The sequence below is a fragment of the Bradyrhizobium yuanmingense genome, assembly GCF_025200905.1.
GTDB classification, from domain to species: Bacteria; Pseudomonadota; Alphaproteobacteria; order Rhizobiales; family Xanthobacteraceae; genus Bradyrhizobium; species Bradyrhizobium yuanmingense.
Window position 1 is genome coordinate 1,208,885 of record NZ_CP104173.1, and the last position, 15,008, is coordinate 1,223,892.

Consider the following 15,008-nt stretch of genomic DNA (forward strand, 5'->3'; position numbering starts at 1 on the left):
AAGGTGCATGCTCTCCACGACTGCGCGCAAGAAGGAACAGAGTACGGCGTCGTCGGTTCGCCCGCTCGCGCTCCTGCAATGGTACGACCGCCACCGCCGCCGATTGCCGTGGCGCGCCGCGCCGGGCGAGGCATCCGATCCCTATCGCGTCTGGCTCTCCGAGATCATGCTCCAGCAGACCACCGTGAAGGCGGTCGGCCCCTATTTCGAAAAGTTCGTCGCGCGCTGGCCTGATGTCACGGCGCTGGGGCGAGCCTCGCAGGACGACGTGCTGCGGATGTGGGCCGGGCTCGGCTATTACTCGCGCGCACGCAACCTCCATGCCTGCGCCGTGGCGGTGACGCGCGAGCATGGCGGCGTGTTTCCGGATACCGAGGAGGGGCTGCGCGCGCTGCCGGGGATCGGGCCCTACACGGCGGCGGCGATTGCGGCGATCGCGTTCGACCGCCGCACCATGCCGGTCGACGGCAACATCGAGCGCGTGGTGTCGCGGCTGTTCGCGGTCGAGGAGGAGCTGCCGCAAGCCAAGCCGCTCATCCAGCAACTCGCCGCGACGCTGCTGGCGGAGTCTCGCGCCGGCGACAGCGCGCAGGCGCTGATGGATCTCGGCGCCTCGATCTGCACGCCGAAGAAGCCGGCCTGCTCGCTGTGTCCGCTGAACGAGGACTGCGCGGCACGCGCGCAGGGCACCCAGGAGACGTTCCCGCGCAAGGCACCGAAGAAGAGCGGGATGCTCAGGCGCGGTGCCGCCTTCGTGGTCACGCGCGGCGCCGAATTGCTGGTTCGCTCGCGGCCCGAAAAGGGGTTGCTCGGCGGCATGACGGAGGTGCCGTGCTCGGACTGGCTCGCCGGCCAGGACGATGCAACGGCGAAGCAGCAGGCGCCGCAGCTGAAGGGGCTGTCGCGCTGGCAGCGCAAGGTGGGCGCCGTCACCCACGTCTTCACGCATTTTCCGCTCGAGCTAGTGGTCTACACGGCCAAGGCCGAGGCCCGGGTCCGCGCGCCCGAGGGCATGCGTTGGGTGGCGATCGCGACTCTGGCAGATGAGGCGCTGCCCAACGTCATGCGCAAGGTCATCGCGCATGGATTGGATCTCTAGCATCCATCCTGCTGACAGCAGGCTGTCAGCAGGCTTGCGCTAACAGGGGGCAAAGGAGATCTCGCATGGTCAAGACCGCGCTCGATAACTTCCCAAGGCCCCCATGCGCCGAGCTGCTCGGCTGGCGCCTGCTCGATGCCCGTCCGGAGGAGGGCTGGATCAAGCTCGGCTTCGACGGCAAGCCGGAGTTCTGCAACCCCGCGGGCTTCATCCAGGGCGGCATGCTCTCGGCGATGCTCGACGACACCATGGGTCCGGCGGTGCTGGTGATGAGCGAGGGCCGGCTCTACACCACCACGATCAGCATGACCGTGAATTTTTTGGCACCCGCAAAGCCCGGTCCGATCACCGGCGAAGCCAAGGTCACGCAGCTCGGCAAGACCATCGCCTTCGTCGAAGCCAAGCTGATGGCAGAGGACGGCACCGTGCTGGCGACGGCAAGCGCCAGCGAGCGATTGTTGGAGGCGGCGAGGGTGGTGGGAAAATAGTTCGGCGGTGCCACTGCTCTTCCTTCTCCCCTTGCGGGAGAAGGTGGCGCGAAGCGCCGGATGAGGGGTTGCCTCAGCGAATTCTACGGCAAAAGATTTACCTGCGGACAGAACCCCTCACCCAAGTGAGTCCGCTTCTACCTGCGTCGCTGCCCTCTCCCGCAAGGGGAGAGGGCGTATTCGCGCACATCTCGCCTTGAGCAAAGAACTCACCCGACCGCGCGCGCGTCCTTGCTCACGATCGGCGGCTTCGCATTCAGCGCCTCGACCTGAAATCCCGCAACGCGCTTGTAGTTCGCGGCGATGTCCTCCAGCTCCTTTTGCGACAGCACGTCGGTGACGACCTTGTACCCGTCAGGCGCGCGCTCCTCGACCAGCTGCATCACCTGCTCGGGACCGTTCTTGCGGTTGAGCAGGACGAGGTCGGTGGTTGCGGGCCGCCGCTCGGCCTCATAGGCGAGCAGTGCCGCCTGCGTCGGACCGTGCGCCAGGATCTCGCGGGTGATGACGCGCGCGTCGAGGATCGCCTGCGAGGCGCCGTTCGAGCCGATCGGGTACATCGGATGCGCGGCATCGCCCATCAGCGTGACGCGGCCGAAGGTCCATTGCGACACCGGATCGCGGTCGACCAGCGGATATTCGTAAGCGTGCGGGCAGTTCCTGATCAGGGCGGGCACGTCGAGCCAGTCGAACTGCCAGCTTTCGAACCAGGGCAGGAACTCATCGAGCCGCGCCGTGCGGTTATAGTCCTCGCGACGCCACTGATAGGTCGGCGGCATGTGGCGCTCCGCGACCCAGTTGATGAGGTGGTTGCCGTCGGCGTCCGCTTCTTTCGAGATCGGATAGCAGACGAATTTCAGGATCTCGTGACCGGCCATGATCATGCTGCGGCCGGTGAGGAAGGCTTTGGCCGGCGTGACGCCGCGCCAGAGGATGCGGCCGTTCCAGATCGGCGGGCCCTCATTCGGATAGAGCTTTTCTCGTGCGGCGGAATGGATGCCGTCGGCGGCGATCAGGATCGCGCCCTCGTAGGTGCCGGCGGCCTTGCCGGTCGCCCTGTCGACAAAGTCGGCGCGCACGCCGCCCGCCGTCTCGCTCCAGCCGGTCAGATGATGGCTGGTGAGGATGTTGTCGCGGCCGAGCCGCTCGAGCGCGGTGTCGAGCAGGATCTGCTGCAGCGTGCCGCGATGGATCGAGAATTGCGGCCATTTGTAGCCGGCCTCAAGGCCGCGCGGCTCGCTCCAGATCGGCTTACCGTGCTTGGAGAAATATGCGAGCTCGCGCGTCCGCACACCGCTGGCGTCCAGCTTGTCCAGCAGGCCGAGCTCGATCAGCTCGCGCACCGCATGCGGCAGCACGTTGATGCCGACCCCGAGCGGCTTCAGTTCCGCGACACTCTCGAACACTTTCACGGGAACGCCGATTTGATGCAGGCTGAGCGCAAGCGTCAGCCCGCCGATGCCGCCACCGGCGATGAGTACCGTCATGAGAAAACCCCTCCGATGGAGGCGTCTTGGCACAGCCGGGCGGCCGTGGGCAACTGCGAACAGGCCGCCTATGGACGGCGCGGCGGAGGACCGTTAACCTCCGGTTTTCCCCATGAGGTCCGACATGCTCAAGCTCTACTACGCCACCGGCACCTGCGCGCTTGCCACCTACATCACCCTGGAAGAGGCCGGCGCCGACTACACCGCTGAGCGGCTGAGCTTCAAGGACAACCAGCAGAACAGCCCGGACTATCTCGCCATCAACCCAAAGGGCCGAGTGCCGGCGCTGGTCACCGACCGCGGCGTCCTGACCGAGACGCCGGCGATGCTGGCCTATCTCGCGCAGATCTTCCCCAAGGCGAAGCTCGCGCCGCTCGACGATCCCTTCGACTTCGCCCAGGTGCAGTCGTTCAACTCCTATCTCTGCTCGACCGTGCACATCAACCACGCCCACAAGATGCGCGGCGCGCGCTGGGCGACGGAGGAGAGCTCGTTCGCCGACATGAAGGCGATGGTGCCGAAGACCATGGGCGCCTGCTTCAAGCTGATCGAGCAGAAGATGTTTCGGGGACCCTGGGTGATGGGCGATCAGTACACGATCTGCGATCCCTATCTCTATACGCTCTCGACCTGGCTCGAAGGCGACAGCGTCGACATCAATGCGACGCCGAAGATCGCCGATCACTTCAAGCGCATGTCCGATCGCCCCGCGGTGAGCAAGGTGATGGCGGCGCAGAAGGCGTAGGAGCGCAGCTGTTGTGGGGTGGGTTAGCGCAGCGTAACCCACCTCTTCTGTTGCTGCGGAAACCAAAGTGGTGGGTTATGCCTTCGGCTAACCCACCCTACGAGAGCTTCCGCCTGGCTTGCTCCAGCTGCCGCCCCGTCTCCAGCATCAGCCTTCTCAGCCAGATCGAACCGGGGTCCATCTGCGCGCGCGTCGGGTGGAACATGAACTGCTCGTCGATCCCTGGATCGAGCGGCGGCGTCACCGTGACGAGGCCGAGCTGCTGCGACAGCGCGGTGATCAGCCGGCGCGGCACGAAGGCGACGAGATCGGTGCGCGCGGCAACGTGCAAGGCTTCGAGATAGCCCGGCACGACCAGCGAGATATGTCGCTCGACGCCTTTGCCGCGCAGCCAGGTGTCGATGAGATCCTCGGCATTGCCGCGGATGATCACGCCGACATGGCGGGCGGCCAGGAACGCCTCGCGCCGCTTCAGCCTCGATCCGACGGGATGGCCGCGCCGCACCGCCAGCGCGTCGCTGTCGGTGTAGAGCAGCTGGCGATGAAACCCCTTGAAGGCGTTGCCGATCGAGATCACGAGGTCGATGGTGCGGGCGAACTCGGCGTGGAAGATCGCAGGTCCCCGCCACGGCACCACGTCGATGCGGACGTTGGGGGCAAGGCGCGTCACTTTCGCCATCAAGGGCGGCATCAACAGCTCGACTGCGAGATCCGGCATCATCAGGCGGAACTGCCGCTCGCTGCGCGCGGCATCGAAGTCATCGGGCACGAACAGCCCGCGGACCTGGTCGAGCGCCTGCGCCAGCGGCGCACGCAAGGCGAGCGCCCGCGGCGTCAGCTCCATCCGTACGCCCGTGCGCACCAGCAGCGGGTCACCGAAGATGTCGCGCAGGCGCTGCAAGGCGTGGCTCGTCGCCGGCTGTGACAGGCCGATCCTCATCGCCGCGCGGCTGACATTGGCCTCGCGCAGCAATGCGTCGAGCGCGGTCAATAGGTTGAGGTCGAGCGTTTTCAAATTCATGAGGTGAATAGATATCATATTCTCTATCGATTTGAAGAATGGCGGTGGCCCGGCGATGATCTCCACGTTGTCACCACGAGGAGATGCCGCCATGAACGCGAGCGCCAACAAGAAACTGCTGCAGGATATCTTTGCCGCGGCCGCCAATCCCGATCCGGCCGCGCGCGACCGCGCCCTGTTTACAGCAAGTCTCGCCGACGACGCCAAATGGGTCGTCACCGGGCAATATTCCTGGTCGCGCACCTTTGCCGGCAAGGACGCGATCCTCAAAGATCTGCACGGCTATGTCCGCACGCGCCTGCGCGACCGCACGCGGACCGTCGCCCATCGCTTCATCGCCGATGGCGACATCGTGGTGGTCGAAGCCAAGGGCGATAACGTCACGCCCGAGGGCGTGCGTTACGACAACGATTATTGCCTCGTGTTTCGTCTGGAGGACGGCAGGATCAAGGAGATTCGCGAGTACTGCGACTCCGTGCTGACCGAGAAGGCGCTCGGCCCGTTTCCGCAAGCTCCCGCCAGGGCAGCGAGCTGACCAGATTGGATCAGGTCGCGTCCACCGGCCGCTCCTGTTCGTCACGGCCCGCGATGTTTGTGCGGGCCTGCCGGGCGCTGCTGGAACTCATGCAGGCCCGGCGCGAGCGGTCTCGGGTCCGCTGCCAGCTCGCGGCCATGACCGAACGCGAGCTTCAGGATTGCGGGATGTCCCGGAGCGAGATCGAGCACGAGCTCAGAAAGCCGGTTCGGCGGAAATGAACGGAGTGGACCCCCGATGTCTCGCCTCTCGCAGTGCCAAGGCCGGCGGAACTATTGCGTGCCGCCGGCGTTCCCTCGGTTGCCGGGCGCGTCGCGCCCGCGGCAACCTGCGTTCTCGGGAATTTCATGCTGGCTGGGGCTTCGGACGTTTCAACGCAGGGAGGCCGCAGCTTCTCCGGACTGCGCGAACGACTAAGAGACGCAACGTCGGCCGCGCACCGCGACCTCGACGCGCAGCTGTCGGCGTTCGAGCTGGCCGAGCTCTCCGGCTATCGGCGCTTTCTGCAAGCCAGTGCCGGCGCCCTGCTGCCGCTCGAGACGGCACTCGTCGAGGCCGGCGTCAGCAGCGCTTTCCCGGACTGGCCGGAGCGGTCGCGAAGCGCGTCAATTCTGGCTGATCTCGAGCGCCTCGGCAGCGCGGTGCCGCGGCTGGTGTCCGTGTCCCCACTGACGCGCAGCGGCGTTGTGGGCACGATGTATGTGCTCGAAGGCTCCCGTCTCGGGGCAAAATTCCTGCTGAAGATGGTCGCGGATTCCGCCGATCCGCGCCTCCGCGAAGCTGTCGCCTATCTCAGTCACGGCACCGGCAGGCGGCTCTGGCAGAGTTTCCTGGCGAAGCTTGCAACCAACGAGTGCTGGGACGAAGACGAGGCAATCGAGGCGGCCCGCATCGCCTTCGCCGCATTCGAGCAGGCGGCGGACCGGGCATGAACCAGGCCGTCAATCTCACCAATTGCGACCGCGAGCCGATCCACATTCCCGGCAGTGTGCAGCCGTTTGGCTTCCTGCTGGCCGTGCTCTCGGATTTCACGATCTGCATGGCCTCGGATAACGTCGGGAGCTTTCTTGGAACGGATGTTGCCGACCTGCTGCAGCGGCCGCTGTCGGGCGTGATCTCCGAGGCGGCGGTCGAAACGATCCGCAGCCGGGTCGATCATCTCGGCGGTCCGGATGCGACCGAGCGCCTGTTCGGCGTCGAGCTGCAGCCCGGCAAGCCACCCTTTGATCTTTCGATCCATCTCTCCGGCGTCTATCTGATCGTCGAGGCGGAGCCGAGCGTCCACGAGCCCGGCGTCAATTCCGGCGAGCTCGTGCGCTTGATGCTCGAACGGATCCGCAAGACGCGCGGAATGGCCGATCTTGCGCGCGAGGCGGCGCGTCAGCTTAAGGTGCTGACCGGCTTCGACCGCGTCATGGTCTATCAGTTTCACCCGGACGGGTCTGGCGAGGTGATCGCCGAGACGGCGGAGTCTGGGCTCGAATCCTTTTTCGGTCTGCGTTACCCCGCCTCCGACATCCCAAGGCAGGCGCGCGCGCTCTATCAGCGCAACTGGCTGCGCATCATCGCCGACGTCAACGCGCGGCCTGCCGCGCTGATGTCCACGGCCACGCATAATGCGGGACTGCTCGACCTGTCGATGAGCGTGCTGCGCTCGGTGTCGCCGATCCACATCGAATATCTGCGCAACATGGGCGTTGCCGCCTCCATGTCGGTGTCGATCCTGCGCGACGGCAAGCTGTGGGGTCTGTTTGCCTGCCACCATTATTCGCCGCGTTACATTTCGTTCGACAAACGCACGGCCTCCGAGCTGTTCGGTCAGATGTTCTCGTGGATCGTGGAAGGCCGCGAGCGCGAGGGTGACGTCGCCTATGAGGCCCGCGCGCATCAGGTCCAGGAGCGATTGATCGAGATCGCGGCCTCGCACGACCACAGCCGGCGGGCGATCGTCGATTTCCTGGGCGACTACCGCAAGATGATCGAGTGCGACGGCGTCGCAGTCTGGTCCGATAATACGATCGCGCTCGAGGGCGAGACCCCGACCGAAGACGAGGTGAAGGATCTCGTCGCCTTCATCAACCGGACTTCGCCGGGCCGGATCTTCGCCAGCGCCGAGATCGCCCAGGTCTACGCCGCCGGCCAGGCCTTCCGTGACCGCGCTGCGGGCTTTCTCGCCATCCCGATCTCGCGCACGCCGCGCGATTGCCTGATCTTCTTCCGCCGCGAGGTCACGCGATCGGTGAAGTGGGCCGCCGATCCCAACAAGGTCTACGACGAAGGTCCGCACGGGCCGCGCCTCACCCCGCGCAAGAGCTTCGAGTTGTGGCAGGAAACGGTGGCGGGGCAGTCGAAGCCGTGGTCGGCGGCCGATATCCGCATCGCCGAGAGCCTGCGCGTCACGCTGCTGGAGGTGATCCTGCAACTGTCCGACCTCGCCGCGCGCGAGCGCCGCGGGGCACAGGAGCGGCAGGAACTGATGATCGCCGAGCTCAATCATCGCGTCCGCAACATCCTGAGCCTCGTGCGCGCCCTGGTGGCGCAGAGCAAGGAGACTGCGACCGGCATCGAGGAGTTCGCCAGCGTGCTCGGCGGCCGCATCCAGGCCCTCGCGCGCGCCCACGACCAGATCACGAACCTGAACTGGGCACCCGTCGCGCTCCGCACCCTGGTCGAGTCCGAGGCCGGCGCCTATCTCGGTGCGCGCGCAGACCGGGTGAAGATGGGCGGTCCGGACGTCGCGCTCGATCCAAAGGCGTTCGCGACGCTGGCGCTCGTCGTTCATGAGATGATGACCAATTCCGCCAAGTACGGCGCGCTTGCCGATTCCACCGGCAGTGTCGAGGTGGTCTGGCGCCTCGACCCGTCTTCCAGCCTCGTCATCGAGTGGAAGGAGAGCGGCGGTCCGCCCGTGCAGCCGCCGTCGCGGCGCGGCTTCGGCACCACCATCATCGAGCGGTCGGTGCCGTTCGATCTCAAGGGCGATGCCGAGATCCGTTTCGACCTCCTGGGCGTCCAGGCGAAGTTCGTCATTCCGCCCAACTTCGTCCAGCTCGTCCCATCCATCGCGGGAGCCGCCATGCGTATCGAGGAGCAGCAATCTGCCCGTCCACGGATTTCCGACACGGCCCTGATCGTGGAGGACAACCTGATCATCGCGATGGCCGCGGAGGTCATCCTGCTCGACCTCGGCGCCCGCCACGTCGACACCGCCGCAACCGTCGACCAGGCACTGCGCTCGATCGAGCGTTCGCGGCCGAGCTTTGCTCTGCTCGATCTCAATCTCGGCAGCGAGAGCAGCATCAAGGTGGCGCAGAAGCTAAAGGAGATCGGGGTGCCCTTCATCTTCGCGACCGGCTATGGCGAGCGCGCGCCGATCCCCGAGCAATTGGCCTCCGCGCCGGTGGTCCAGAAGCCCTACACGCTGGAAGTGGTCGAAAATGCACTCGGCAAATTGCAGCAGGCCGGCGCCCAATAGGCATCCCCTGACGAACAGCATGCATCGGCGTGCATGGCACAGCGGATTCGCATGCGGCTTTGCATAGCTGCCGACAAAATCGGCAGATTTGGTGCGGGTCGAGATCGGGCGCGCGAGGAATTTGAAGGTTCAATTAAGAAGTGTCCCCCATTGTGTCGCGGTGCAGCGTAGGCCGCCAGGGGCGCGGCGTGCGGCTGTCGGAGTGGCCGTGACGATCGCCGGAGTCGTTCGGCCCCTCGAATTCACATGTATCTGGGTGGACAGTGGGAATGCCGAAATTTCGTTTGCGGATCAGGGGACGCCTGTACGCAGGCTTCATGGCCCTGGTGGCGGTCGGTCTCGTGATGGCGGTGGTTGCCGTCTGGAATTTGCGGGACGTGCAGGATCAGGTCGCAAGACAATCCGCCCTCTCGGACAGCACGGCGCGGGTGCTGGAAATATCGGCCCATCTGCAGGCGATTCAGCGGGCCAATTTGCGCTACGTCTACGACGGCAACGAGTCCGCAATGAAGGAAGCGCAAGAGCGCGAGACCGCGGCGAGCGAGCTGCTCCGGGTCGGCGCTCAGGGGGCGCTCTCCGAGGAGCGGCGCGCGCTCTACAACGGCCTGATCGACGAGATCGCGAAAATGCGACGCCTGCGTGACAATCTCGGCGACGCCGTCAACGAGACGAGAACGGGCAAGGCGACGCTGCTGCCGAGTGGCGAGGACCTGGCCACCAAGACGAACAAGCTCGTCGACGTGGCGCGCGCCGCCGTCGATGAAGATACCGCTTCCCTCGTCGCCGATCTCGAATCCCGAATCCTGCTCGTGAGGATCGTAAATTGGCGTTTTCTGGCCCTTCGCGATGCGCAGGGCCCTGCGACCTTCAGGGCGAGCATCGACAGGGCATTACAACGGCTCGGGGCACTCGAAAAGAGCCCGCAGGCGGCGGCGTTGCGCGCCACGCTGGCGCCGGTGAAGACCTCGCTTGAAACCTACAAGACGGCGTTCGAGACGACCTCCGCAGCGATGCTTAAAGCGGACGAGATCTACCACAAGAGCCTCGCGCCCCTCATCGTCGACAGCATCGGCAAGCTCAAGGTGGCGGAAACGACGCTGAAGGAGGACTACCAGGTATCGCGCACCACCGCCGAGGCCGTGATCGCGGGAACGACGACCGTGCAGGAGATCGCCGGCGGCCTCGCCATCCTGTTCGGAGGCATCGTCGCCTTCCTGATCGCCCGCAGCATCGTCGGTCCGCTGACCTCGATGACGCAGGCGATGGGGCGGCTTGCCGGCGGCAATCTCGAGGTCGAGATTCCCGGCCGCGGCAGGGCCGACGAGATCGGCGACATGGCCAAGGCGATCCAGGTCTTCAAGGACAACATGATCGAGACCGAGAGCATGCGCGCCGAGCAGGCCGAACTCGAGGCGCGGCAGGCCGAGAACCGCAGGAAAGACATGGCCAGGCTCGCCGATCAGTTCGAGCAGGCCGTCGGCGAGATCGTCAACACGGTGTCGTCGGCATCGGGCGAGCTCGAAGCCTCCGCCGGCACGTTGACGACGACTGCCGCGCGCGCCCAGGACCTCTCGACGGAGGTCGCCAGCGCTTCGCAGGAGGCCTCGGCCAATGTGCAGGCGGTCGCCTCTGCGACCGAGGAGCTCTCCTCCTCGGTCTCCGAGATCGCCCGCCAGGTGCAGGAATCCGCCCGCATCGCCACCGAGGCTGTCGGTCAGGCGAGCCGGACCAACGAGCGCGTCGGCGCGCTCTCCAAGGCCGCCGCGCGGATCGGCGACGTGGTCGAGCTGATCAGCACCATTGCCGGCCAGACCAACCTCTTGGCGCTGAACGCCACGATCGAGGCGGCGCGTGCGGGCGAAGCCGGCCGCGGCTTTGCCGTGGTCGCTACCGAGGTCAAGGCGCTCGCCGAGCAGACGGCAAGGGCCACCGGCGAGATCGCCCAGCAGGTCTCCGGCATCCAGGCCGCGACCGAGGAGTCGGTCGGCTCGATCCGGGAGATCAGCGGCACCATCGAGCGGCTGTCGGAGATCGCCTCAACGGTCGCCGCGGCCGTGGAGCAGCAGGGCGCGGCGACGCAGGAGATCTCCCGCAACGTCCAGCAGGCGGCCCAGGGCACGCAGCTCGTCTCGTCCAACATCGGCGACGTGCAGCGCGGCGCCTCCGAGACCGGCTCGGCCTCCTCGCAGGTGTTGTCGGCGGCGCGCTCGCTGTCGGCCGACAGCAACCGGTTGAAGCAGGAAGTCGCCAAGTTCCTGAGCTCGGTCCACGCTGCCTGACGTCTTGAAAGCAAGAGGCCACGCGGATGCGCGTGGCCTCGAACAGCGGCGCGATCAAGCCACCTTGGTCGTCATGTGCTTGAACATGTTGGCTCGCGCTTCGTCGTCCATCTCGGCCTTGAAGGTGAACTTGTCCTTCAGGGCGACCGCGCGCGCCGCCGCCGGGCGCGCCGAGATCTCGTCGACCAGCCGCTTCACATTCGGGTATCGCGCAAAGGCGTCGTCGCCGAGCTTGAACGGCACCATCCGCGCCCAGCCCCACAGCGCCATGTCGACGATCGAATAGCTGTCGCCGACCATGTAGCGGCGGTCCTTCAGGTGAGCGTCGAGGATCTTGTAGTGGCGGTCGGTCTCGTACTGATAGCGGTTATGGGCGTAGTCGTGGTTCTGGTCCTTCGGCGCAAAATGCTTGAAATGCACGGCCTGACCGGAAAAGGGCCCGACGCCGCTCGCGACGAACATCAGCCAGGACAAGAGCTCGGCGCGGTTGGAGGGGAGGAATTTGCCGGTCTTCTCGGCGAGATAGAGCAGGATGGCGTTCGAATCGAACACGATGGTGCCGCCATCGTCGATCGCCGGCACCTTGCCGTTCGGATTGATCTTGAGGAATTCCGGCGCGAACTGCTCGCCCTTGCGGGTGTCGACCTTCACCGGCTCGTAGGGCAGGCCGGATTCTTCGAGAAAGAGCGCGACCTTGGTCGGGTTCGGTGATCCATTGAAATAGAACTTGAGCATCAAGCATCTCCCCGGTGTCTATATTGCCGCGCGCGGCCGCGGCCTCGTTGGGCGAGCCTGTCTTGCCTGAACCTCGCCCGAGAGAGCAACCGGCGAGTTTGCCGGGCGGTGTCTGCGCGGTACGCAGATCAGGCGGCGTAACAGAGGCCGATTGCCGCCGCGAGGACCATGGCCGCGCCCACGGCCTCCAGCCGCAGGCCGAGCCGCGCGGCGAGATGCATGTCGGAGGCCCGTGCCGCGCGCTCCGACCCGCGCGCATAGCCGTGGACGATAACGTCGTGGTTGAAATTGTCGTGCGCCTCGTTGCTGCTGGCGAGCCCGACGCAGATCACGAGCACGCCGAACAGCGCCAGGCCGAAGAATCCGAGCAGCGCGATCAGGAACATCGGAAACATGCCGATCAGGAAGATCGGCAGCAGCGGCACCAGCAGCAATGTCTCGGACTGTCGTCGCATGGGAGCCCAACCGGTCAGGAGGGGGCTAGTCGGGCGAATCTAGTCCTGGTTGGCACGGCTTTCAACTCACGCGGACGTCATTCCGGGGCGCGCGAAGCGCGAGCCCGGAATCCATTGGGCGGCATGGGACGCTGTTGATGGATTCCGGGCTCGCGCGCTTTGCGCGCGTCCCGGAATGACTTAGGAGAGGAAACTACTCCGCCGCCATTCCCGCGCGGATCTCGGCGCGGAGCTCGTCGATCAGCTTGAGGCCCTTCTTGGTCTCGACGTGCCAGAAGGTCCAGCCGTTGCAGGCCTGCGCGCCTTGCGCCACCGCGCCGATGCGGTGGATCGAGCCGACCTTGTCGCCAAGCATGATGGCGCCGTCGGCGCGCACCAGCGCCCCTAACTTCTTCTTGGCGTCGAACAGCTTGGTGCCGGGCATGATCATGCCGCGCTCGATCAGCTCGGAGAACGCAACGCGCGGCGCCTCGCGCGCGGTCATGAACGGGGCAAGGCTTTCTTCCGGCAACGGTTCGACCTTGGCGATGCGCGCCTCGGCCGCCCTGGCGTAGGTCTTGTCGCGCTCGAAGCCGACATAGGAGCGGCCGAGGCGCTTGGCGACCGCGCCGGTGGTGCCGGTGCCGTTGAACGGGTCGATGACGAGATCGCCGGGCTTGGACGAGGACAGCAGCACGCGCGCCAGCAGGCCTTCCGGCTTCTGCGTCGGATGCACTTTCTTGCCGTCGGCGCCCTTGAGGCGCTCCTCGCCGGTGCAGAGCGGGATCAGCCAGTCGGACCGCGCCTGCACGTCCTCGTTGGCCGCTTTCAGCGCCTCGTAGTTGAACGTGTAGCCCTTGGCTCTTTCGTCACGCGCGGCCCAGATCATGGTTTCGTGCGCGTTGGTGAAGCGGCGGCCGCGGAAATTCGGCATCGGATTGGTCTTGCGCCAGACGATGTCGTTCAGCAGCCAGAAGCCGAGGTCCTGCATGATGGCGCCGACGCGGAAGATGTTGTGATAGGAGCCGATCACCCAGATCGTCGCCGACGGCTTCATGGCGCGGCGTGCGGCGAGCAGCCAGGCGCGGGTGAAATCGTCGTAGGCGGCAAACGAATCGAACTTGTCCCAGTCGTCGTTGACGGCATCGACATGGGATTCGTCGGGGCGCTTGAGGTCGCCCTTGAGCTGCAGATTGTAGGGCGGGTCGGCGAAAACCAGGTCGACGCTGCCTGCCTGCAGCTTCGACATCTCGGCGACGCAATCGCCGACGATGATGCGATGCGAAGGCGACTCAAAATTTGTGCGGGGCGCCCTTGCAGACGCCCCGCGACGCGACTCTACCATGACTCAAGAACTCTGACTCAGGCGACGCTGTCGGCGACGCGGGACCAAACAACCGACTGCCCGTTACATTGAAGGGGCAAAGTAAAAATCGACTTAACCCGCCGCTTTCGTGAGCACTCCTCGCATCATCGTTCGCGCACAAATTGTTGCGCGCATTCGCCTTGTTTTACAGTGTATTTCGCGATTGCGCGGCTCGCGGGATCGATCGTGGCGGGAAAAAGGCTGTAAATTTCTCTCGGAAAAAACTGCTCGGCCCTCGGAAAAATTTGCTGGCATCGACAGGCTGTCGCACTAGGCAATTTTTGCCGGCCACGATATTGATAAAAGCAACGGAAATTTTACGTATGTGGCGCGTTGAGCTTTCGCGTTTCTGTGCGCCGTCGAAACTTAAATCAGGGACCCCAGAGGAAAGGCCGCCATGCGCTACGATGACTTCCGCCGCAGCGACGACATCGAGGATCGTCGCGACGAAGGTGGTGGCTTTGGCGGCGGCGGAGGCGGCGGGTTCGGCCTGCCGATGGGCGGTGGCGGGCTCGGCATCGGCACCATCATCATCCTCGGCCTGGTCGGCTACGCCTTCGGCATCGATCCCCGCATCCTGATCGGCGGCGCCGAGATCCTCTCCGGCGGCGGGCATGCGCCGACCTACCAGACCGATCGCCAGGCCTCCTCGGGCAAGCGCGGCGCGCCGACCGACGAGATGGGCAGCATGATCTCCGGCATCCTCGGCGAGCTCGACGATCGCTGGAGCGAGATCTTCCAGGCCAACGGCCAGTCGTACACCGGTCCGAAGATCGTGCTGTTCCGCAACGCCACCAATGGCGGTCGCTGCGGCATGGCGCAGTCGGCCATGGGGCCGTTCTATTGTCCGCCCGACCGGACCATCTTCCTGGACACCGCCTTCTTCCGCGAGGTCGAGACCCGCTTTCGCGGCTGTTCCGGCAAGTCGGCGTGCAATTTCACCACCGCCTACATCATCGCGCACGAGGTCGGCCATCACATCCAGAACCTGCTCGGCATCATTCCGCGCGTGACGCGGCTGCAGCAGCAGGTCGGCTCGAAGGCCGAGGCCAATGCGCTCCAGGTCAAGGTGGAGTTGCAGGCCGATTGTCTGTCCGGCGTCTGGGTCAACCGTGAGGCGAAGAAGCGTCCGAACTTCCTCGAGCCCGGCGACATCGAGGCCGCGCTGACCACGGCAAGCGCGATCGGCGACGACACGCTGCAACGCCAGGCCACCGGCCGTGTGGTACCCGACTCCTTCACCCACGGCTCGGCGGCGCAACGCAAGCAATGGTTCATGATCGGCTACCAGCAGGGCACGGTCCAGGCCTGCAACACGTTCGGTGCGGGGGCGTTGTAACGCGT

14 protein-coding genes are annotated in these 15,008 nt (G+C 65.6%); 9 read left to right on the plus strand and 5 right to left on the minus strand.

The genetic code is table 11. The annotated features are described in order from the left end of the window. The first annotated feature begins 7 nt into the window (after window positions 1-7). Together mutY and N2605_RS05695 are read left to right on the plus strand one after the other, a co-directional pair. Window positions 8-1,099, plus strand: coding sequence for an A/G-specific adenine glycosylase (mutY, locus tag N2605_RS05690; RefSeq protein ID WP_260346034.1), 1,092 nt, complete (start codon window positions 8-10; stop codon window positions 1,097-1,099). A gap of 65 nt (window positions 1,100-1,164) precedes the next feature. Then, window positions 1,165-1,587: a PaaI family thioesterase gene (locus N2605_RS05695; protein ID WP_036006298.1), complete on the plus strand. Its 423-nt coding sequence runs from the start codon at window positions 1,165-1,167 to the stop codon at window positions 1,585-1,587. A gap of 209 nt (window positions 1,588-1,796) precedes the next feature. Here N2605_RS05695 and N2605_RS05700 read toward each other — a convergent pair whose 3' ends face one another. Continuing rightward, on the minus strand, window positions 1,797-3,074 hold the full coding sequence (locus N2605_RS05700) for a flavin-dependent oxidoreductase (protein WP_260346035.1): 1,278 nt from the start codon (window positions 3,072-3,074) through the stop codon (window positions 1,797-1,799). Between the two features lie 124 nt (window positions 3,075-3,198). Here N2605_RS05700 and N2605_RS05705 point away from each other — a divergent pair, with 124 nt between their 5' ends. After that, complete coding sequence (locus N2605_RS05705) at window positions 3,199-3,819, plus strand: glutathione S-transferase family protein (RefSeq protein ID WP_260346036.1); 621 nt, start codon at window positions 3,199-3,201, stop codon at window positions 3,817-3,819. A 97-nt stretch (window positions 3,820-3,916) separates the two neighbouring features. Here the strand turns inward: N2605_RS05705 and N2605_RS05710 are convergent, their stop codons facing one another. Beyond that, window positions 3,917-4,840 (minus strand): LysR family transcriptional regulator, encoded by a 924-nt coding sequence (locus tag N2605_RS05710; protein ID WP_260346037.1) that lies wholly within the window; start codon window positions 4,838-4,840, stop codon window positions 3,917-3,919. 91 nt (window positions 4,841-4,931) lie between these two features. On the opposite strand from N2605_RS05710, the gene N2605_RS05715 reads away from it, so the two are divergent. The 5 genes from N2605_RS05715 to N2605_RS05735 all read left to right on the plus strand — a co-directional run bounded on the left by N2605_RS05715 (window position 4,932) and on the right by N2605_RS05735 (window position 11,129). Beyond that, window positions 4,932-5,375: a nuclear transport factor 2 family protein gene (locus N2605_RS05715; RefSeq protein ID WP_260346038.1), complete on the plus strand. Its 444-nt coding sequence runs from the start codon at window positions 4,932-4,934 to the stop codon at window positions 5,373-5,375. Window positions 5,376-5,464: 89 nt separating this feature from the next. Then, window positions 5,465-5,596, plus strand: coding sequence for a DUF1127 domain-containing protein (locus N2605_RS05720; protein WP_260347413.1), 132 nt, complete (start codon window positions 5,465-5,467; stop codon window positions 5,594-5,596). 54 nt (window positions 5,597-5,650) lie between these two features. Continuing rightward, window positions 5,651-6,307, plus strand: coding sequence for a biliverdin-producing heme oxygenase (locus tag N2605_RS05725; RefSeq protein ID WP_311735358.1), 657 nt, complete (start codon window positions 5,651-5,653; stop codon window positions 6,305-6,307). Next, window positions 6,304-8,850, plus strand: a complete 2,547-nt coding sequence (locus N2605_RS05730) for an HWE histidine kinase domain-containing protein (protein WP_260346039.1) — start codon at window positions 6,304-6,306, stop codon at window positions 8,848-8,850. The genes N2605_RS05725 and N2605_RS05730 overlap by 4 nt, the downstream gene beginning before the upstream one ends. Window positions 8,851-9,119: 269 nt before the next feature. Then, the gene (locus N2605_RS05735) at window positions 9,120-11,129 is read left to right on the plus strand and encodes a HAMP domain-containing methyl-accepting chemotaxis protein (RefSeq protein WP_260346040.1); all 2,010 of its coding nucleotides are present in this window, start codon (window positions 9,120-9,122) and stop codon (window positions 11,127-11,129) included. A 54-nt stretch (window positions 11,130-11,183) separates the two neighbouring features. Here N2605_RS05735 and N2605_RS05740 read toward each other — a convergent pair whose 3' ends face one another. The 3 genes from N2605_RS05740 to N2605_RS05750 form a co-directional block, all read right to left on the minus strand. Then, on the minus strand, window positions 11,184-11,864 hold the full coding sequence (locus N2605_RS05740; protein WP_260346041.1) for a glutathione S-transferase family protein: 681 nt from the start codon (window positions 11,862-11,864) through the stop codon (window positions 11,184-11,186). A gap of 128 nt (window positions 11,865-11,992) precedes the next feature. Continuing rightward, entirely contained in the window at window positions 11,993-12,319 is a 327-nt protein-coding gene (locus N2605_RS05745; RefSeq protein WP_036024861.1) for a hypothetical protein, read from the minus strand. A 193-nt stretch (window positions 12,320-12,512) separates the two neighbouring features. Continuing rightward, window positions 12,513-13,643 (minus strand): site-specific DNA-methyltransferase, encoded by a 1,131-nt coding sequence (locus N2605_RS05750; protein WP_260346042.1) that lies wholly within the window; start codon window positions 13,641-13,643, stop codon window positions 12,513-12,515. A gap of 418 nt (window positions 13,644-14,061) precedes the next feature. Here N2605_RS05750 and ypfJ point away from each other — a divergent pair, with 418 nt between their 5' ends. Next, window positions 14,062-15,003 (plus strand): KPN_02809 family neutral zinc metallopeptidase, encoded by a 942-nt coding sequence (ypfJ, locus tag N2605_RS05755; protein ID WP_036006315.1) that lies wholly within the window; start codon window positions 14,062-14,064, stop codon window positions 15,001-15,003. The last annotated feature ends 5 nt before the right edge of the window (window positions 15,004-15,008 follow it).